This window comes from Bradyrhizobium sp. NBAIM03 (assembly GCF_020194055.1).
In the GTDB taxonomy this organism is placed as follows: domain Bacteria; phylum Pseudomonadota; class Alphaproteobacteria; order Rhizobiales; family Xanthobacteraceae; genus Bradyrhizobium; species Bradyrhizobium yuanmingense.
Genome location: NZ_JADYVS010000007.1, coordinates 254367 through 271606, shown reverse-complemented (window position 1 = coordinate 271606; position 17240 = coordinate 254367). Strand labels below are relative to the sequence as shown.

Here is a 17240-nt window from a genome sequence, read left to right as displayed (position 1 = left end):
GCGCGTTCTCTTTAGGAATCTGACTTCAGGAATCGGACTTGGGACGCTGTCCGAGGAAGAAGGACGAGGACTTCAGCGGCGTGAACGACGGCCGCTTCAGGCCGGCACCCAGGAGCGGCGCGAATTCGGTCGGAGCCTTGATCGAGGCGGTGGTCTGCCCCTGCGGCGCATCCGGCGTGCAGGTGCCGGCGACGAAGGTCGGCTCGGGTCCGAGCACCGTGCCGCGGCGGGCATACTTGTCGTAGGCGAGCGGCAGGGTGTTGTTCAGGCCCTGATGGCCGTTGCCGCCCTTGGCGTCGATCGCCATCATCTCGCTTTGACACATCTTGCCGGTCTCGACGCACATGTTGAGGATCAGGCGGTAGAGATCGGCATCGACGGTGCCCCAGCGCCGCACCGGCTCGTTCTGGCTGGGCTTCTCCAGCTGGAGATATTCGGCGCGGCCGAGCGAGCCGCCGGCCGACTTGGCGCTGGCGATCCAGGCGTCAAAACCGTTGTCGTCGAGTCCCTTGAAATTGAAGTGCATGCCCGAGAAGCCGGCGCCGCTATAGTTCGCCGAAAAACCCTTGTAGGTGCCGGCGTGGTTGACGACGGCGTGGAGCTTGGTCTCCATGCCCGGCATCGCATAGATCTGGCCGGCGAGCGCGGGGATGTAGAACGAGTTCATCACCGAGGACGCGGTGATGCGGAAGGTGATCGGGCGATCGACCGGAGCTGCGAGCTCATTGACGGTGGCGATGCCGTAGTCCGGGTAGATGAAGAGCCACTTCCAGTCGAGCGCGACGACGTCGACCTCGAGCGGGGCCTTGGACTTGTCCACGGCGCGCTCGGCATGAATGCGGCCGAGGGTGCGATAGGGATCGAGCAGATGCGTGCCCATCCAGGTCAGCGCGCCGAGGCAAACGATGATCAAGAGCGGCGCCGACCAGATCACCAGCTCGAGCTTGGTCGAGTGATCCCAGTCCGGCTCGTAGCGGGCCTCGGTGTTGGACTGGCGGTAGCGCCAGGCGAACAGCACCGTCAGCGCCATCACGGGCACGACGATCAGCAGCATCAGGACGGTGGAGATGATGACGAGGTCGCGCTGTTGCGCTGCGATATCGCCGGCTGGCGCCAGCACGATGTAGTCGCAGCCGCTGAGCGCAGCAGCCAGAGGTAGTAGCGCCAGGATCTTGAGACGGGACACGGGCCGAGCCTTATGAGATTGAGTTTCCTTTGCGGGGCCAAGGGGTAGCTGCGGCGCAACAATGGGGACATTGGACAATTTGTCCAATGTTGCAGTGCGGGAGGTTGGGCCAGATAGGGCCAGATTGCCTGGGCCCCGCCGGGCGGTCGGCTTTGGTTTTCAGGACGTTAAGGGCGCACGAATGGCGACGGCACAGACCCCCGAAATGGCAAACCTCCACACGGGCGAGCACGGCCACGACCAGGCCAGTCCCGGCGAGATCGCCATCGGCGTCATCATCGGCCGTACCTCGGAATTCTTCGACTTCTTCGTCTTCGCGATCGCCTCGGTGATCGTGTTTCCGCGTCTGGTTTTTCCGTTCGCGGGCGAGCTGACCGGGACCCTCTATTCCTTCATGGTCTTCGCGCTGGCCTTCATGGCCCGTCCGATCGGCACCGTCATTTTCATGACGATCGACCGGGAATACGGCAAGACGGCCAAGCTGATCTCGGCGCTATTCCTGCTCGGCACCGCCACCGTCGCGCTCGCGTTCCTGCCCGGATATCAGGAGATCGGCGTCGCCGCGATCTGGCTGCTGGCGCTGGCGCGCATCGCGCAGGGTCTGGCCTGGGGCGGCGCCTGGGACGGCATGGCTTCGCTGCTGGCGCTGAATGCGCCGGCCTCCCAGCGCGGCTGGTATGCGATGGTGCCGCAGCTCGGCGCGCCGCTCGGGCTGATCGTGGCGAGCGCGCTGTTCGCCTATTTCGCCGGCCTCCTCTCGGCCGATGATTTCTTCGACTGGGGCTGGCGCTATCCGTTCTTCGTCGCCTTCGCTATCAATGTCGTCGCGCTGTTCGCGCGCCTGCGCATGGTGACGACGGAAGAATACGCCACGCTGTTCGAGACCCGTGAACTCCAGCCGGCGAGGATCTCAGAGACGGTCGCGCGCGAAGGCCAGACCATCATGCTAGGGGCCTTCGCGCCGCTGGCGAGCTTCGCGCTGTTTCACATGGTCACGGTGTTCCCGCTGTCCTGGGTGTTCCTGTTCACCCACGAAAGCCCGGTGCGCTTTTTGATCATCGAGATCGTCGCCGCCGTGTTCGGCGTCGCCGCGATCGTGGCCTCCGGCATCATTGCCGACCGCGTCGGCCGCAAGTCGCTCTTGATGGGATCGGCGATCGCGATCGCGATCTACAGCGGCTTCGCGCCGCAGCTGCTCGACGCCGGCGCGTTCGGCGAGACCATCTACATGGTGATCGGCTTCATCCTGCTCGGCCTGTCCTTCGGCCAATCCTCCGGTGCGATCGCCTCGAACTTCCGGCAGGCCTATCGCTACACGGCGTCCGCGCTGACCTCCGACATGGCCTGGCTGTTCGGCGCCGGTTTCGCCCCGCTGGTCGCGCTGCTGCTCGCCACCAATCTCGGCGTCATCGCCTCGGGTGCGTATCTGTTGTCCGGCGCGTTCTGGACCCTGCTCGCGCTCTGGCTCAGCGGCCAGCGCGAGGCGGGGGATATGGACGCAGGGCGCTGATCACGCAGCGCATGCAGGGGTGGGTAAAGGCGCTCCTCGCGCCGTGCCTACCTCTAGGCATTACCCCTGCCGCTGCCGCAACAGCGCTTCGACATCCAGCCGCTTGGTGAACATCGCGAGCTTCCCGTCAGGCCCGAACGGCCATTGCTCCCGCGGCTTGTCCCAATACAGCTCCACGCCGTTCTGGTCGGGATCACGCAGGTAAAGCGCCTCGCTGACGCCATGGTCGCTGGCGCCATCGAGCGCAATCCCGGCCGTGAGCACCCGATGCAGCGCATCGGCCAGCGCAGGGCGCGTCGGAAACAGGATCGCGGTGTGATAGAGCCCGGTCGCATCAGGCGGCGGCGGTGAGCCGCCCTTGCTCTCCCAAGTGTTGAGCCCGATGTGGTGGTGATAGCCGCCGGCCGCGATGAAGGCCGCCCCCGAGCCCATCCGCTGCATCAGCTCGAAGCCGAGCACGCCGCAATAGAAGCCGAGCGCACGATCGAGATCGGCGACCTTGAGGTGGACGTGGCCGATCCTGGTGCCGGCAGGAATGGTGGGGCTTTGCGACATGTGAATGCTCCCTCGAAAACATGCACGTAAGCCCCGCTGGAGCCAGTGCTACGGCCAAACTCGAAACCCATCGTTTCTGAATGGGAAACTAAGCCAGCTCCGACACCTCGCCCTCGGGCAGGCCGAACTCGAACGTGTTCAGCGTCATCGACACCAGCGTGTAGTAGCCGCACAGCCCGATGACCTCGACGACGCCGCGCTCGCCGAGCAGCTTGACCGCTTCGTCGTAGAGACCTTTCTCGACGCCGTGGCCCTCGTGCAGCGACTTCGCGAGATCGTAGATCATCTTCCCCATGGGATCGTCGAAATCGGGGGTGCGGCGGTCGCGGATCGCATCGATGATCTCGCCCTTCATGCCGCCGGCGAGCGCGAGGCGCTTGTGCGCGTACCATTCGTAATGCGCGGTCCAGTGCCGCGCCGTCACCAGGATCGCGATCTCCGACAGCTTGGCCGGGAAGATCGTGTCGAAGCGCATGACCTCGCCGAGCCGCGTGGCGTGCCGGGCCATCTCGGGACTATTGAGCCAAGCCATCATCGGAGGCGGCGGCTTGCCGCGCTTGCCGGCGATCGACTCGTCATAGGTCTGCCGCTGGCTCTCGTTCATTTCGCCAGGCGAAAGAAGTTTTAGGCGCATTGTCGTTTCCTCTTTGTTTTCAAAGCTCGCCGCAGCAATGACTATAACCGATAAGTGGTTGAATTCCGCGGGGGCTTGGCCCAGACTCGCTGGCAACAATTCGAATGTTGGGTGATGGAAACGACCAATGACCGATCTCAAAACCAGCGATTCCGAATCCGCCGATCTCGAAACATTCCGCAACGAGACCCGCGCCTGGCTAGAAGCCAATTGCCCGCCGGAGATGCGCAAGCCCGCAACGTCCGATGCCGACGTGTTCTGGGGCGGACGCAACGCGAAATTCTCGTCCGAGCCGCAGCGCATCTGGTTCGAGCGCATGCGCGACAAGGGCTGGACCGTGCCGGATTGGCCGCGGGAATATGGCGGTGGCGGCTTGAGCGCGGCCGAGCACAAGGTGCTGCGCGCCGAGATGGCGCGGATCGGCGCCCGGCCGCCGCTGTCGAGCTTCGGCATCTGGATGCTCGGGCCGGCGCTCTTGAAGTACGGCAACGAGGCCCAGAAGAAGGAGCATCTGCCGAAGATCGCCGCGGGCGAGATCCGTTGGTGCCAGGGCTATTCGGAGCCGAACGCCGGTTCCGACCTCGCTTCGCTCCAGACCCGCGCCGAGAGCGATGGCGACGACTTCATCATCAACGGCCAGAAGATCTGGACTAGTTACGCCAATTACGCCGACTGGATCTTCTGCCTGGTCCGCACCGACCCGACCGCAAAGAAGCATGACGGCATCAGCTTCATCCTGTTCGACATGGCCTCGAAGGGCGTCTCGACCAAGCCGATCCTGCTGATCTCGGGCTACTCGCCGTTCTGCGAGACCTTCTTCGACAATGTCCGCGTGCCGAAGTCGCATGTCGTCGGCACCATCAACCGCGGCTGGGACGTCGCGAAATATCTGCTCCAGCACGAGCGCGCGATGATCTCGGGGATGGGCGAGCGCGGCGTCGGCCGGCCGCTCGGCCAGATCGCGGCCGATTCCGTCGGCACCGATGGGCAGGGCAGGCTCGACGACGCCATGCTGCGCGGTAGAATCGCGACCTTCGACGTCGATGAGGCCGCGCTGGCGGCCTGCGCCGAGCGCGCGGTCGATCTCGCCAAGGCCGGGCAGGCGCATCCGGCGTTCTCCTCGGCGATGAAATATTACGGCACCGAGCTCAACAAGCGCCGCCACGAGATCCTGATGTCGGCGGGCGGCGTCGATGCGCTGGAATGGGAGAGCGAGCGCTCCAGGCAGGGCGCGCGCCCGCGCGCCTGGCTGCGCACCAAGGCCAACTCGATCGAGGGCGGCACGTCCGAGGTCATGCTCGGCATCGTCGCCAAGCGCATCCTGGATCTGCCGGGGGCGTGAGCCTTTCTGTCATTCCGGGGCGCGCGTAGCGCGAGCCCGGAATCCATAACCACCAGTCGGGAGTATGGATTCCGGGCCTGCGCCTGCGGCGCATCCCGGAATGACGAACCAGATAGATTTCGAACGGAAACACGCACATGGCCCTCGTCCTCACCGAAGAACAATCCATGCTCCGCGACTCCGCGCGCGGGCTGATCAGCGACAAGGCGCCGGTGTCGCACCTGCGTCACTTGCGCGACAGCAAGGACCCCACCGGCTTCTCCAAGCAGCTCTGGCATTCCTTCGCCGAGATGGGTTTTGCCGGCTTGCTCGTGCCGGAAGAGTTCGGCGGCAGCGGTCTCGGCTTTGTGGAGGCCGGAATCATCATGGAGGAGATCGGCCGCACCTTGATGCCATCGCCCTTCCTCGCGACGTCAGTGGTGGCGGCATCAGTGCTGACCCGCGCCGGCAATGCCGCGCAGAAATCGGAATATCTGTCGAAGATCGCGAACGGCTCGCTGCTCGCGACGCTCGCGATCGACGAGGGCGCCAAGCATCGCCCGCTGCAGACCAGCCTCAAGGCTGTGCGCGCTGGCAACGGCTTCAAGCTATCGGGCGCCAAGGCGCTGGTGGTCGACGGTCATGTCGCCGATCTCCTCATCGTCGCCGCGCGCACCGCGGGCTCTGCCGGCGAACGCGAGGGCCTGACGCTGTTCCTGGTCAACCCCAAGGCCAAGGGCGTTGCGATCGAGCGCACCATCATGGTCGATGCGCACAATGCGGCGCGGATTGAATTCGCCAATGTCGAGGTCACCGCCGACAGCGTGCTCGGCGAGGTCGACCAGGCGGCCGGCCCGCTCGATGGCGTGCTCGATATCGGCCGCGGCGCCGTCGCCGCCGAAATGGTCGGCCTCAGCGACGAGGTGTTTGGCCGCACCGTCGAGTATCTGAAGAGCCGCAAGCAATTCGGCAAACTGATCGGCGAATTCCAGGCGCTGCAGCATCGCGCCGCCGAGCTCTACATCGACATCGAGATCACCCGTGCCGCCACCATGAAGGCGCTGCAGGCACTGGACGCCGACATTGCCAAGGCCGCACCCGCCGTCGCCGTCGCCAAGGCGCGCGCCGGCACCACCGCCACGCGCGCGGTGCAGGAAGGCGTGCAGATGCACGGCGGCATGGGCATGACCGACCAGTTCGACATCGGCTTCTTCATGAAGCGCGCCCGCGTCTGCGAGGAGCTGTTCGGCGACGCGAACTACCACACCGAGCAGCTGGCCAGGTCGCGGGGTTATTGAGATGCTCTCGTAGGGTGGGTTAGCACTGCAGAAGCGCGAAGCGCATCTGCAGTGCGTAACCCACCATCTTCGTCCGGCAAACGCGGAAGCATGGTGGGTTACGCCGAGCAATTGCGCTTAGCGCAATTGCAAGGCTAACCCACCCTACGACGTTCGCCGGAGACACCCCTTACCGCATCGGCGGTGCGTACTGCACACCGCCTGCGTTCCACAGCTGGTTCATGCCGCGCGGGATCTTCAGCTTCGACTTCTCGCCGATGTTGCGATCATACATCTCGCCGTAATTGCCGACGTGGCGGATGATGCGCGCGGCCCAGTCCTTGGTGAGGCCGAGCTGCTCGCCGTAACGGCCTTCGGTGCCGACGAGGCGCATCACCTCCGGCTTCTTCGACTTCAGGGCCTCGTCGATGTTCTCCGAGGTGACACCCAGCTCCTCGGCGTTGATCATCGCGTAAAGCGTCCACTTCACGATCATCATCCAGTCGTCGTCGCGCTGGCGCACCACGGGGGCGAGCGGCTCCTTGGAGATCATGTCCGGCAGGATCATGTGGTCGCCGGGCTTCGTCAGGTTCAGCCTGAGAGCATAGAGCTGAGAAACGTCGGCGGAGAACGTGTCGCACTTGCCGGTGTCGTACGCCTTCACCACGTCGTTGAGGTTATCGAACTTCACCTCTTCATACTTCATGTTGTTGATGCGGAAGTAATCGGCGACGTTGAGTGTCGTCGTGGTTCCGTTCTGCACGCAGACCTTGCTGTCTGCCAGGTCGAGCGAGGTCTCCTTGTTGCGCGTGCGCGGCACCATGAAGCCGACGCCGTCGTAATAGGCCACGGCCGGGAAATACAAATCGTAGTCGAGCTCGCGCGCCATGCTCCAGGTCGTGTTGCGCGAGAGGATGTCCACCTTGCGGCTCTGCAGCTCCTTGAAACGCTCGTTGGCGTCGAGCGGAACGAACTTCGCCTTGCCGGGGTCGTTGAAGATCGCAGCGGCCACCGCGCGGCAGAAATCGACGTCGAAGCCGGTCCAGTTGCCCTTGTCGTCGGGGATCGAGAAGCCCGGCAGGCCCTTGTTGACGCCGCACAGCACCTCGCCGCGGCGAACCGTGCGCCTCAGGGTGCGGGTGTCGTAAAACTCGTAAATGATCGCGCCGATGGCGACCAGCACGGCGATGGCGACCCCGATCAGCAGGCCGCCACGAAAAGTGCGCATCATGTTGCTCTCTCGAAAAATCGGGAAAAGGAATCAGGCGAGGACGGAGTGCATGATCCGGATCCGGACGACCGCGTTGGCGCAAGGCACGCTGCGACCGTCCGAAGCAATCATGCCGGGATCATGAACCTTAGAGCTCGGGCTTCTGCCGGATGACCACCTTGGTGCCGACAGGGACGCGATCGTAGAGGTCGGCGACGTCGGCGTTGACCAGGCGGAAGCAGCCCGAGGACACCTTGGTGCCGATCGTGTCGGGTCGGTTGGTGCCGTGGATGCGGTAGACGGTGGTGCCGAGATACATGGCGCGGGCGCCCAGCGGATTGCCGGGTCCGCCGGCCATGAAGCGCGGCAGATAGGGCTGGCGCTGGATCATCTCCGGCGGCGGCGTCCAGTCCGGCCACTCCTTCTTGTTGGTGATGGTCACCAGCCCCTGCCACTGGAAACCGTCGCGGCCGACGCCGATGCCATAGCGGATGGCGCGCCCGCCGGGCTGCACCAGATAGAGGTGACGTTCGGCGGTCGAGACGATGATGGTGCCCGGCGGCTCGGTGGTGCGGAAGTAGACCACCTGCTTCTGCCATTCCGGCTCGAGCTGGTATCCGTCATCGGCGATCAGGCCCGGCTCGTCGCCGCGGTCCGGCTGCTGGGCGAAGGCGTGCGGTGTGGACAGCACCAGTCCCATCGCAGCCACGAAAATCCCGGTCAGGCGACGAAAATCCGTCATTCAAGCTCTCCCCGCTGCCACACAGCGCAAATCATTCGGAACCATCAAACCTGAGGGGCAAGTTCATGGCAAGTTGATGGCGCGCCGTCCTGGCATGTCACGAGAATGCTTTGGTTTTTTGACGGGCCCGGCGCAATGCCACGAACAGGGGATGGCGCGAAAAGCATAGGTGGTACCGCAGTGGTGGTTCGCTCCCTCCCCCGCTCGCGGGGGAGGGTTGGGGAGAGGGTGCTTCCGCAATGGGACACTTCCCCAGAGGATAGAACCCTCACCCGCTGCGCGGGACGATGCTCGCATCGCCCGGAACGCGGCGACCTCTCCCGCAAGCGGGAGAGGCTTAGATCGAACGCGCGGTGAGATCGAGGCCGACAATTTGCGCCAGCTAAATCTTGTTGCTCTCCGCCGGGATCCCGAGCCGCCGCACGATCTCCGCCGCGACGGCGCGGGCTTCGACGCGCGAGCCGATGCGGGGGCTGCGAAACCGCCGCCCCGAATGCAGCCGGATCACCACGATGCAATGCTCGTCCTCGGAGCGGCCGCGGCGCTCGACCGTGATCGTTTTCACGTCGGGTCCGGCGATGCGGTCGGCGCGCAGGCTGCCGTCGCCCCACAGGCGCTCGACGCGAATATCGTTCGGCCCGATGATCCAGAACGCGCCAGTCGCAAGGTTGGCATAGCGATAGACGGCGAATGCGGCGATCGCGCCAAGCGGCAGCAGCAGGATATCAACATGGCTCGGCGAGAGGCCGCGCCACAGCTTGTAGGCATAGGGGGCCGCGGACAAAGCCACCGCGATCAGTGCGACGATGCGGATCTCCCGTGCAGGAAACGCCTCGAGAGGCTCGCCGAGATGCATCTCGGGATTGCTGGCATCGAGCGGGTTGCTCGGCGCCTCGACATTGGGAACGTCGAAATGCGCCGCGATCCACGCCACGGTGTCGCGGACATGGGTGACATCGGAAATCGGCGGCGAGGTCAGCCGCTCGCCCGAGGCCAGGGTGAAGACGAGCTGGAAGCGGGCCTTCACCCGCTTGCTGCCGGGGACCTGTAGCGCGGCGATCTCGTCCTTGCGGACGAGGCGCGTCCGGAGCTTTCCGAACGGCCGCTGCCGGCCGATCAGGATCTCGTCCGGCGTGATGATCCACACCACCGCCGGCGCCATCATGATGCCGACGACGAACCCGGCCCCCACCAGCAGCGCCACGGACGATATCGCGATTTCCAGGACGTCCCTCGTGAACAGTCCCGGCGTGAAGCAGAGTGCGACGGCAGCCGCACAGCCGGCCACGACCAGCCGCTGCGCGATCGAGGAACCTTCACGAAGGCGGATGTCGGTGCTGGTGGTCGCGTCCATTGCGGGCGGCTGATTGCGTCGGTTGCGAAACTCCACGGACGGCTCCGTGGAGTCAAGCAACAAGGGCGACAATTGAAGCCCGCCGCGCGATGACCGTGCGGCGTCAGCTGCTCGCGTTCAGCAGCTTGGCCACCGTGCGATCGATCTCGTCGTAGCTGCCTTCGCCGGCGTGCTGGAACACGATCTTGCCGCTCTGGTCGACGATGTATTGCGCCGGCCAATATTGATTGCGATAGGCGTTCCAGGTGTTGGACTCATTGTCCTGCGCCACCGGATAGGTGATGCCATGGCGCTTCAGCGCGGCCTGCACGTTGGCGGCGGAGCGCTCGAACGGGAATTCCGGCGTGTGCACGCCGACCACGACGAGGCCTCGATCCCGGTACTTGGCGTAGAGGCCGGTGACATGCGGCAGCGTGTTGACGCAGTTGACGCAGCCATAGGTCCAGAAATTGACCAGCACGACCTTGCCGCGGAGATCGGCGATATGAAGCGGCTTCGAGTTGAACCAGTTGGTGATGCCGGTGAAGTCGGGCGCGGCCTGCTGGTTCGCGGCGGCGGTGACGACAGGCGCGGCGCGTGCGGCCTCGTCGCAGATGCCGGGGATCACGGCGCCGGTCACTGTGATGCCGATCAGTGCAGCAGACACCGCGAGCAGCTTGAGAGTCATGGAAAGCGTCCTCCGGTGAAGATGAGGTGGGATCACAGGCCGATCTGGCCGGTGGGGTAGAAGCCGGTGAGCCACGCCACAATCAGCGTGTCGTATTGAAAATAGGCGGCGACCGCGAAGCCGATCACGACGACGCCAAAGCCCTGCTGCAGCCGCGGTGAGATCCGGGCCAAGCTGCGTACGCGCGTGGTCGCGGCCTGTCCGCCATAGGCTATTCCAAGCATCGGGATCGCAGCGCCAATGGCATAGGCGACCAGCAGCGTGCCGGCCCAGGCAACGTTCTTCGACGTCGCCACCAGCGTCAGGATCGAGCCGAGCACGGGCCCTGCGCAGGGCGTCCAGACCAGTCCCAAGGTGGTGCCGAGGATCAGCCCACCGAGCGCGCCCTCGCGCTGTGTGGCGCCGATGTTGCCGAGATCGAGCCAGCCGTTGATCCGGATCGACAGCCATTCGAACGGCGCCGGCCACAGCATCAACAGGCCGAAGCCGAGCAGCAGGACCGCTGCCGCCTCGCGCAGCACGTTCGGATCGAAATCGAAGGCCCGCGTGATCGCGCCGAGCGCCAGCGCGACCATCGAGAAGGAAAAGACGAAGCCGAGCGCGATCATCGCGGGTCGCAGATGCCCCGCGCGCCCGATCGAGGCGCCGAGCAGGATCGGCAACATCGGCAGCGTGCAGGGCGCGGCGATGGTGAGGATGCCGGCGAGGAGAGCAAAGAGCAGGTCCAGCATGAGGCAGTCGTGAGGGAGGTCACGAGGGCTGTTCGCGTGCGGTGGGACGGTCGTTACGCAGCGTCACGCCTTCGTGACGGGGGCTGTTGCTTTGCAGAGCACGGTGGCCGCGGGCTCCCGCCTCTCCCCCTTGCCGGAGAGGCCGGCGCACTCGCAGAGTGCGGCGGGTGAGGGTTCTTTCCTCTGGGGGGAGTGCCCCGTTGCGGAAACACCCTCTCCCCAGCCCTCCCCCGCAAGCGGGGGAGGGAGCGCACCGACCGCGGAGCCGGCAACCACTCAGGCCCAAATAAAAACGACCCGGACGGGGCATCGCCCGGGTCGCTGGAGGTCTTGGGAGGTTTAACGAAACCGTATGGGAGCTTTATAGAAGGGAAGTTTTTCCGCCTGATGTTGTCGTTTGTTTCAATTGTTTCGTCAGTGGTAACGCTTCCGTGTCCGGGGAGAGGGCCAAAACGAAGGTCCTATCCCCTTGAAAACATTGTTGTTAAGCGGCGAAACGGTCGACGCCGGCGCCCTTAAGCAAATCGGCGAGTTGCTTGCGCGCATAGAACATCCGCGTCTTCACCGTGCTCTGGGGGATGCCGATGATCTGGCCGACCTCCTCCACCGACTTCTCGTGGTAATAGACGAGGTTGATGATCTCCCGATGCGCCGGCGACAGCTTCTGCACGCAGGCGCGCAGGATGGCGCTGGTGTCGCTGCGGTCGAGCGAGGTCTCCGGCGTGTCGCAACCATCAGGGATCTGACGCACGTCCTCCTGATCGATGTCCTCAAAGCGGCGCTGGCGCATCGCGGTCAGCGCCTTGAAGCGGGCGATCGAGAGCAGCCAGGTGGACACCTGCGAGCGGCCCTGGAATTGGCCGGCGGTCCGCCACACGTCCAGAAACACCTGGCTGACCAGATCTTCCGCCGTGGTGGCGTCCCGCACGATGCGCAGGATGAATCGGTACACCCGTACATTGTGCCGGCAGTAAAGGATGTGCATGGCCGTCCGGTTGCCGTCGGCAATGCTTGCGAGGAGCATGTCGTCCGAGGTCGCCTGAGCGGCAATGATGCTCTGGCCGGCTTGGGCGTTGATGGCAATGACGTTCGGCATGGACTTGGCTCCCCGTAGCGCCGCAACCGAGCGGCGTTTCCTTGGGTCAAAGTGTTAATGAGCCAACGTTTCGGGACGTCTGCACGAAAAGCGGAAAATGGTTTCGTGCGCCGTCAAATTGTTTCGCCGGACAGGGTGCGACGAAACATTCGGGGCAAAAAACCTTGTGATTTCAACGTACGGAAAATACGGGGGTGGGGATTCGGGGCCGGACGGGCGCGCCGCGGAACGAATTTAGGAGGATTGCGTTTGGTCGCGCCGCACCTACCGCTGTCGTCCCGGGGGCGATAATCTCGTAGCCCGGATGAAGCGCAGCGAAATCCGGGGCAACTCCATCCGCGGCTACAGCACCCCGGATTGCGCTGTGCTCCATCCGGGCTACGGCAGAGCGGGTTGTGCCGCTCGCCCTACGCCTTCTCGCCCTGCGGCGAGAACAGATAGCCGCCGCCGCGGATGGTGCGGATTACGGCAGGCTTGGCCGGGTCGGGCTCGATCTTGCGGCGGATGCGCATGATGCGCAGATCGACCGCGCGGTCGAAGGCTTCGGCGTCGCGGGCGTTGGCAAGCTCGAGCAGGCGCTCGCGCGACAGCACGCGCTTCGGATTGGCCGCGAACACCTTGAGCAGCCCGAACTCGGATGCGGTCAGCGGATGCTCGTTGCCCTCGTCGTCGCGCAAGGCCTGCGCTTCGAGGTCGAGCCATTTGGTGCCGAAGCGCACCAGCTGCTCCTTGTCCGACTTCGCCGCCGGCGCCTCTGCCGCCTTGGCCGGTCCGCTCCGCCGCAGCACCGAGCGGATGCGCGCCATCAGCTCGCGCAGCTCGCAGGGCTTTGCCACGTAATCGTCCGCGCCGAGCTCGAGGCCGACGACGCGGTCGATCGGGCTCGCGGTCGCCGTCAGCATGATGACGGGCACGTTGATGCGGCTCTTGAGGTCGCGGATGATCGAGAGCCCGTCTTCCTCGGGCATGTTGAGGTCGAGCACGACGAGATCAGGCATGCTGCCCTGGATTGCGGCGCGCAAGGACTTGCCGCCGTCGCACAGCGTCACGGTGAAGCCGTGCATCTTGAGGTAATCGCCGACCATCTCCCGGGCCGGAGCCTCATCGTCGACGATCATGATGTGCTGGCTTTGGGTCATGGGCTTTGCATCATGGGCTTTGCATCACGGGCTTTGACATCACGGCGCTTCAGTCGCAGGGAGGGTGATGGTGAAGGTCGAGCCCTTGCCGGGGCCCTCGCTCTCGGCGGTCACCTCGCCGCCGTGCATGTCGATGATACGCTTGACGATGGAGAGCCCAAGTCCCGTCGAGCTCTCCCCGGCAGTCGGCTTGGCCGACAGCCGCTGGAACCGGCCGAACAGCCGGCCGAGGTCCTCCGGCGACAGCCCGGCGCCCTCGTCGCTGACGCTGACGATGGTGTCGCTGCCCTCGTGGACCACGGTGACGTCGATCTTGCCGCCGATCGGCGAGTATTTGATGGCGTTGCTGATGAGATTGTCGATCGCCTCGCGGATGCGGTCGGTGTCGCACATGGTGACGATGTTGGGCGGCGCGGTGACGCTGATCGCCTGCTGCTTGTTGACCGCGAGCGGCTGGTTGGCCTCGGCGACTTCCTTGACCAGGGCGGCGACGTCGACCGGCTCGCGGCGGATGGTGATGTCGAAGGCATCGGCCATCGCGTCCGAGATCAAATGATCGACCATCGTGGTCAGGCGCTTGGTGGCGTCGCGGATGTGGTCGACCTGGGCGACGACCCCGCTTTCCGAGGCGCCGGTCGAGATCAGCTCCTTGAGCATCTCGGTGCGGCCGAGAATGACGCCGAGCGGGTTCTTCAGGTCGTGCGCGACGGTGCCGAGAATCTCGTTCTTGAAGCCGTTGGCGCGCTGCAACCGCAGCCATTGCGCCGAGAGGCGGCGGTTGGCCTGCATCAGGGCGCGGGTGCGCTGGGCGACGCGGTCCTCCAGCTGGGTATTGGCGTCCTGCAGCTGCTGGTAGAGGATGACGTTGTCGAAGGCGATCGAGAGCCTGGAGGAGAAGATCTCGACCAGCGAACGGTCGGTCTCCGACAGCTCGCGCTCGGCCTGGAGGAGCACCACGACCTCGCGGCCCGATCCGGTGCGCAAATAGATCACGCTGCGATGGTCGGCGAACTCGTTCTTGCGGCGCTGGAACGCGGCCTCCACCATCTCGCGCAGCTCGGGGTCGAGCGCCTTCGACGAGGTGGTGCCGATGAAGCGGCTGTAGCAGCCGCTGCCGGCGAGCACCGAGAGCTCGGGGTCGATGCCGCCATTGTCGCGCAGCACCAGGATGCCGGCGCAATCGACGTTGAGTAGCGAAGCGAGCTGGGTCAGGACGCCCTCGGCGAGCCGCTGCATCGACTTGAAGTCGTACAGCGTGGACGCCGCATCGATGATGATCTCCAGCCCGCGCCGCGTCTGCACCATGCGCTCGAGCTGCTGATAGGAGCGCAGCGCCGCGGTCAGCGAGGTGAACAGCTTGTCGGCGGTGAGCTCGGTCTTGGCCTTGTAGTCGTTGATGTCGTACTGAACGATGACGCGCCGCTCCGGCGCCTGGCCGGGCTGGCCGGTGCGCAGGATGATGCGCACGGTCTCGTTCCGGATCTCGTTGCGGATGAACTCGACCAGCTCGAGGCCGGCGACGTCGGTCTCCATGATGACGTCGAGCAGCACGGCGGCGACGTCGCGGTGCTCGGCCATCAGCTTGCGCCCTTCGGCCGCGGAATAGGCCGACAGGATCTCCAGGCTCTGGCCGTTCAGGCTGTAGTCCGACAGCGCGAAACGCGTACCGTCATGCACGGCCGGATCGTCATCGATGACGGCGATCTTCCATTTCCGGGCGTTGCTGTCCTCCGACGCGGTACCGGTGTCGTCGATCAGGTGGAGGACATCGTCCTGTTCGGCCATTGCGAAGATCCGTCACTTTCTGTGCTTTGCGCGCCGCCCTTGGCGACGCGGGGCATGATAATGCGAAAAGTAGTGCCTTGTCCCAGCTTGGATTCCAGCATCATCCGGCCGCCGAGCTGCTGGGTGACGAGGTTATAGACGATATGAAGGCCAAGTCCCGTGCCGCCTTCATTGCGCCGGGTGGTAAAGAAAGGGTCAAAGGCCTGGCGCTGCACGTCCGGGGTCATGCCGGCCCCGTCGTCGGAGAAGCTGATCTCGATGTCCTCGGTGCCGCGCGGCCGCGCCGAGATCGCGATCCGGCCGGCGCGGCCGTCGGCGAAGGCGTGGTTGGCGGCGTTGAGGAAGAGGTTGGTCAGGATCTGGCCGTAGGAGCCGGGATAGCCGTCGAGCAGCAGCCCCTCGGGGACGTCGACCTCCAGCGTGATCGGCGAGCGCTTCAGCACGGGCTTGAGGCTGGCGATGATCTGGTCGGTGGCTTCGCTCAAGGAGAATTGCCGCCGCTCGGCATGGGAGCGGTCGACCGCGACCTGCTTGAACGACTGGATCAGCTCGCCGGCGCGGGTCAGATTGGCGACGAGCTGCTGCGAGGCGTCGCGCGAGGACTGCACGAATTCCTCCAGCTGCGAGCGGCGCAGGCCGCCCTCGCCCTTGAGCTGGGCTTCGAAAATCTCGGTGCGCCGGGCAAAGCTCGAAGCCACCGTCAGGCTGATGCCGATCGGGTTGTTGACCTCGTGCGCAACGCCGGCAACGAGGCCGCCGAGCGCGGCCAGCCGCTCGGCGTCGATCAGGTTCTGCTGCGCGGTGTTGAGCTCGAGCAGGGCGCTCTCGGCCTTCTCCTTGGACGCGCGCAGCTCGTCCTCGGTCCGGCGCTTGGCGATCGCGTTCTCGCGGAATACCTCGACCGCGCGTGCCATGGCCCCGACCTCGTCGCGCGCTTTCGTGCCCTGCACCTCGCGATCGAGGTCGCCGAGCGTGATCGCGCGCATCGCGGTCATGATTTGCTGCAGCGGCAGGCGGATCGACAGCGCGATCAGGACGCCCGCGGTGAGGATGATGCCGAGGAAGATCACCGCGATCGACAGCACCCGGCGTGAGATATCCGCCAGCGTGCGGTCGAACACCTCCTGCGCCTTCTGCTCGCGCTGGCGCATCTTGGTCGAGAGGTCGTCGATGGCGCCGATCGCCTCGGCCTGGCTGGCGTCGATGGTGTTGCGGAGCAGCTCGGTGCGGCTCGCAAGCTGCTCGGAGAGTTTTGCAAAGCCCTCGCGAAGTGCGGCGGTGCGGGCCGCGAGCCGCCGCAAGGCCATCTTCTGCAGGTCGTTGTCGGCGAGATCGATCATGACCGGGATGGTCCTCTCGATCGTCTCGGTATGGCGGCGCGCGTCGTCGGCGGCGCCCGACGACTGCGACAGGTAATAGGAATTGGCCGCGACCAGCATCGCGGTGAAGGCTTCGCGGGATTTGCCGAGGGAGGGCCAGATCAGCGCGTCGCGATGGCCGGTGGCGCCCTCGATGATGGAGTAGAGTCCCGCCATGTCCCTGGCCGGGCCCTGCACCTGCTCCTCATAGGTCTTGGCGATGGTGGACTGCACGCTGCGCAGCTCGCCGAAGCCGTTGAGGAAACGGTCGGTGGTGCGCTCCAGCTCCTCGACCGACCCTGATAGCATCGGGTCCTTGGCGGCGCGATTGGTCAGCGTGCCCAGCACCGCCTCGCGCAGCAACAGGATCTCGGCGAACAGGTCCGGACTCGGCTGGTTGATGTAGCGGTGGATCAGGTTCTGCAGCCGCCCGGTCTCGCTTTCGAGCAGCGCCAGGATCCGGTCGGACTCGCGCACCTGGCGCACATCGTCCCAGGCCGAGCCGAGCACCTTGGCGCCGTTCCAGATCATCGCCACCAGCACCACGACCACGGCGGAGTTCAGCGCGGCGATCGACAGGATGCGCCAGCGGATCGGCACCGCCCGTAAGAGGCCGACGATGCGCGCGCGCAGCTGCCCGATCGGGCCGGGTGGCTTGTCCGCGTGATCGCTATG

15 protein-coding genes are annotated in these 17240 nt (G+C 65.3%); 3 read left to right on the top strand and 12 right to left on the bottom strand.

The annotated features are described in order from the left end of the window. Nucleotides 1-25 precede the first annotated feature (25 nt). Nucleotides 26-1186 carry a ubiquinol oxidase subunit II gene (cyoA, locus tag I6F21_RS13460; RefSeq protein ID WP_225183224.1) on the bottom strand — a complete coding sequence of 387 codons (1161 nt, stop codon included), beginning with the start codon at nucleotides 1184-1186 and terminating at the stop codon, nucleotides 26-28. 181 nt (nucleotides 1187-1367) lie between these two features. Between cyoA and I6F21_RS13455 the strand changes: the two genes are divergently transcribed. Further along, nucleotides 1368-2696 (top strand): MFS transporter, encoded by a 1329-nt coding sequence (locus I6F21_RS13455; RefSeq protein WP_225183223.1) that lies wholly within the window; start codon nucleotides 1368-1370, stop codon nucleotides 2694-2696. 60 nt (nucleotides 2697-2756) lie between these two features. Here I6F21_RS13455 and I6F21_RS13450 read toward each other — a convergent pair whose 3' ends face one another. Both I6F21_RS13450 and I6F21_RS13445 read right to left on the bottom strand, forming a co-directional pair. Beyond that, nucleotides 2757-3251, bottom strand: coding sequence for a VOC family protein (locus tag I6F21_RS13450; RefSeq protein WP_225140618.1), 495 nt, complete (start codon nucleotides 3249-3251; stop codon nucleotides 2757-2759). An 88-nt stretch (nucleotides 3252-3339) separates the two neighbouring features. After that, a complete protein-coding gene (locus I6F21_RS13445; RefSeq protein WP_036001930.1) occupies nucleotides 3340-3885 on the bottom strand; it encodes a carboxymuconolactone decarboxylase family protein in 546 nt (181 codons plus the stop codon). A 127-nt stretch (nucleotides 3886-4012) separates the two neighbouring features. Here I6F21_RS13445 and I6F21_RS13440 point away from each other — a divergent pair, with 127 nt between their 5' ends. Both I6F21_RS13440 and I6F21_RS13435 read left to right on the top strand, forming a co-directional pair. Continuing rightward, the gene (locus I6F21_RS13440; protein ID WP_225171930.1) at nucleotides 4013-5227 is read left to right on the top strand and encodes an acyl-CoA dehydrogenase family protein; all 1215 of its coding nucleotides are present in this window, start codon (nucleotides 4013-4015) and stop codon (nucleotides 5225-5227) included. A 137-nt stretch (nucleotides 5228-5364) separates the two neighbouring features. After that, entirely contained in the window at nucleotides 5365-6504 is a 1140-nt protein-coding gene (locus I6F21_RS13435; RefSeq protein WP_225183222.1) for an acyl-CoA dehydrogenase family protein, read from the top strand. A 169-nt stretch (nucleotides 6505-6673) separates the two neighbouring features. Here I6F21_RS13435 and I6F21_RS13430 read toward each other — a convergent pair whose 3' ends face one another. From I6F21_RS13430 to I6F21_RS13390, 9 genes are all read right to left on the bottom strand, one after another. Further along, entirely contained in the window at nucleotides 6674-7711 is a 1038-nt protein-coding gene (locus I6F21_RS13430; protein ID WP_036001959.1) for an amino acid ABC transporter substrate-binding protein, read from the bottom strand. Between the two features lie 130 nt (nucleotides 7712-7841). Next, a complete protein-coding gene (locus I6F21_RS13425) occupies nucleotides 7842-8435 on the bottom strand; it encodes a L,D-transpeptidase (RefSeq protein WP_109142148.1) in 594 nt (197 codons plus the stop codon). Nucleotides 8436-8817: 382 nt separating this feature from the next. Further along, entirely contained in the window at nucleotides 8818-9789 is a 972-nt protein-coding gene (locus tag I6F21_RS13420; protein ID WP_225183254.1) for a hypothetical protein, read from the bottom strand. 103 nt (nucleotides 9790-9892) lie between these two features. Beyond that, on the bottom strand, nucleotides 9893-10456 hold the full coding sequence (locus tag I6F21_RS13415) for a thioredoxin family protein (RefSeq protein WP_225183221.1): 564 nt from the start codon (nucleotides 10454-10456) through the stop codon (nucleotides 9893-9895). A gap of 32 nt (nucleotides 10457-10488) precedes the next feature. After that, nucleotides 10489-11187: a cytochrome c biogenesis CcdA family protein gene (locus I6F21_RS13410; RefSeq protein WP_225183220.1), complete on the bottom strand. Its 699-nt coding sequence runs from the start codon at nucleotides 11185-11187 to the stop codon at nucleotides 10489-10491. 484 nt (nucleotides 11188-11671) lie between these two features. After that, the gene (locus I6F21_RS13405; RefSeq protein ID WP_225183219.1) at nucleotides 11672-12283 is read right to left on the bottom strand and encodes a sigma-70 family RNA polymerase sigma factor; all 612 of its coding nucleotides are present in this window, start codon (nucleotides 12281-12283) and stop codon (nucleotides 11672-11674) included. Nucleotides 12284-12690: 407 nt separating this feature from the next. Further along, nucleotides 12691-13422: a response regulator gene (locus I6F21_RS13400; protein ID WP_036001902.1), complete on the bottom strand. Its 732-nt coding sequence runs from the start codon at nucleotides 13420-13422 to the stop codon at nucleotides 12691-12693. Between the two features lie 39 nt (nucleotides 13423-13461). Then, entirely contained in the window at nucleotides 13462-15207 is a 1746-nt protein-coding gene (locus tag I6F21_RS13395; protein ID WP_074447643.1) for a DUF3369 domain-containing protein, read from the bottom strand. Continuing rightward, nucleotides 15177-17207, bottom strand: coding sequence for an ATP-binding protein (locus I6F21_RS13390; RefSeq protein WP_192893386.1), 2031 nt, complete (start codon nucleotides 17205-17207; stop codon nucleotides 15177-15179). The genes I6F21_RS13395 and I6F21_RS13390 overlap by 31 nt, the downstream gene beginning before the upstream one ends. Nucleotides 17208-17240: the final 33 nt, after the last annotated feature.

Bases quoted from the DNA above. Each gene is read 5' to 3' on its own strand.
- I6F21_RS13455 (WP_225183223.1), top strand. From the start codon at position 1,368: ATGGCGACGGCACAGACCCCCGAAATGGCAAACCTCCACACGGGCGAG.
- I6F21_RS13450 (WP_225140618.1), bottom strand. From the start codon at position 3,251: ATGTCGCAAAGCCCCACCATTCCTGCCGGCACCAGGATCGGCCACGTC.
- I6F21_RS13445 (WP_036001930.1), bottom strand. From the start codon at position 3,885: ATGCGCCTAAAACTTCTTTCGCCTGGCGAAATGAACGAGAGCCAGCGG.
- I6F21_RS13440 (WP_225171930.1), top strand. From the start codon at position 4,013: ATGACCGATCTCAAAACCAGCGATTCCGAATCCGCCGATCTCGAAACA.
- I6F21_RS13435 (WP_225183222.1), top strand. From the start codon at position 5,365: ATGGCCCTCGTCCTCACCGAAGAACAATCCATGCTCCGCGACTCCGCG.
- I6F21_RS13430 (WP_036001959.1), bottom strand. From the start codon at position 7,711: ATGCGCACTTTTCGTGGCGGCCTGCTGATCGGGGTCGCCATCGCCGTG.
- I6F21_RS13425 (WP_109142148.1), bottom strand. From the start codon at position 8,435: ATGACGGATTTTCGTCGCCTGACCGGGATTTTCGTGGCTGCGATGGGA.
- I6F21_RS13420 (WP_225183254.1), bottom strand. From the start codon at position 9,789: ATGGACGCGACCACCAGCACCGACATCCGCCTTCGTGAAGGTTCCTCG.
- I6F21_RS13415 (WP_225183221.1), bottom strand. From the start codon at position 10,456: ATGACTCTCAAGCTGCTCGCGGTGTCTGCTGCACTGATCGGCATCACA.
- I6F21_RS13410 (WP_225183220.1), bottom strand. From the start codon at position 11,187: ATGCTGGACCTGCTCTTTGCTCTCCTCGCCGGCATCCTCACCATCGCC.
- I6F21_RS13405 (WP_225183219.1), bottom strand. From the start codon at position 12,283: ATGCCGAACGTCATTGCCATCAACGCCCAAGCCGGCCAGAGCATCATT.
- I6F21_RS13400 (WP_036001902.1), bottom strand. From the start codon at position 13,422: ATGACCCAAAGCCAGCACATCATGATCGTCGACGATGAGGCTCCGGCC.
- I6F21_RS13395 (WP_074447643.1), bottom strand. From the start codon at position 15,207: ATGGCCGAACAGGACGATGTCCTCCACCTGATCGACGACACCGGTACC.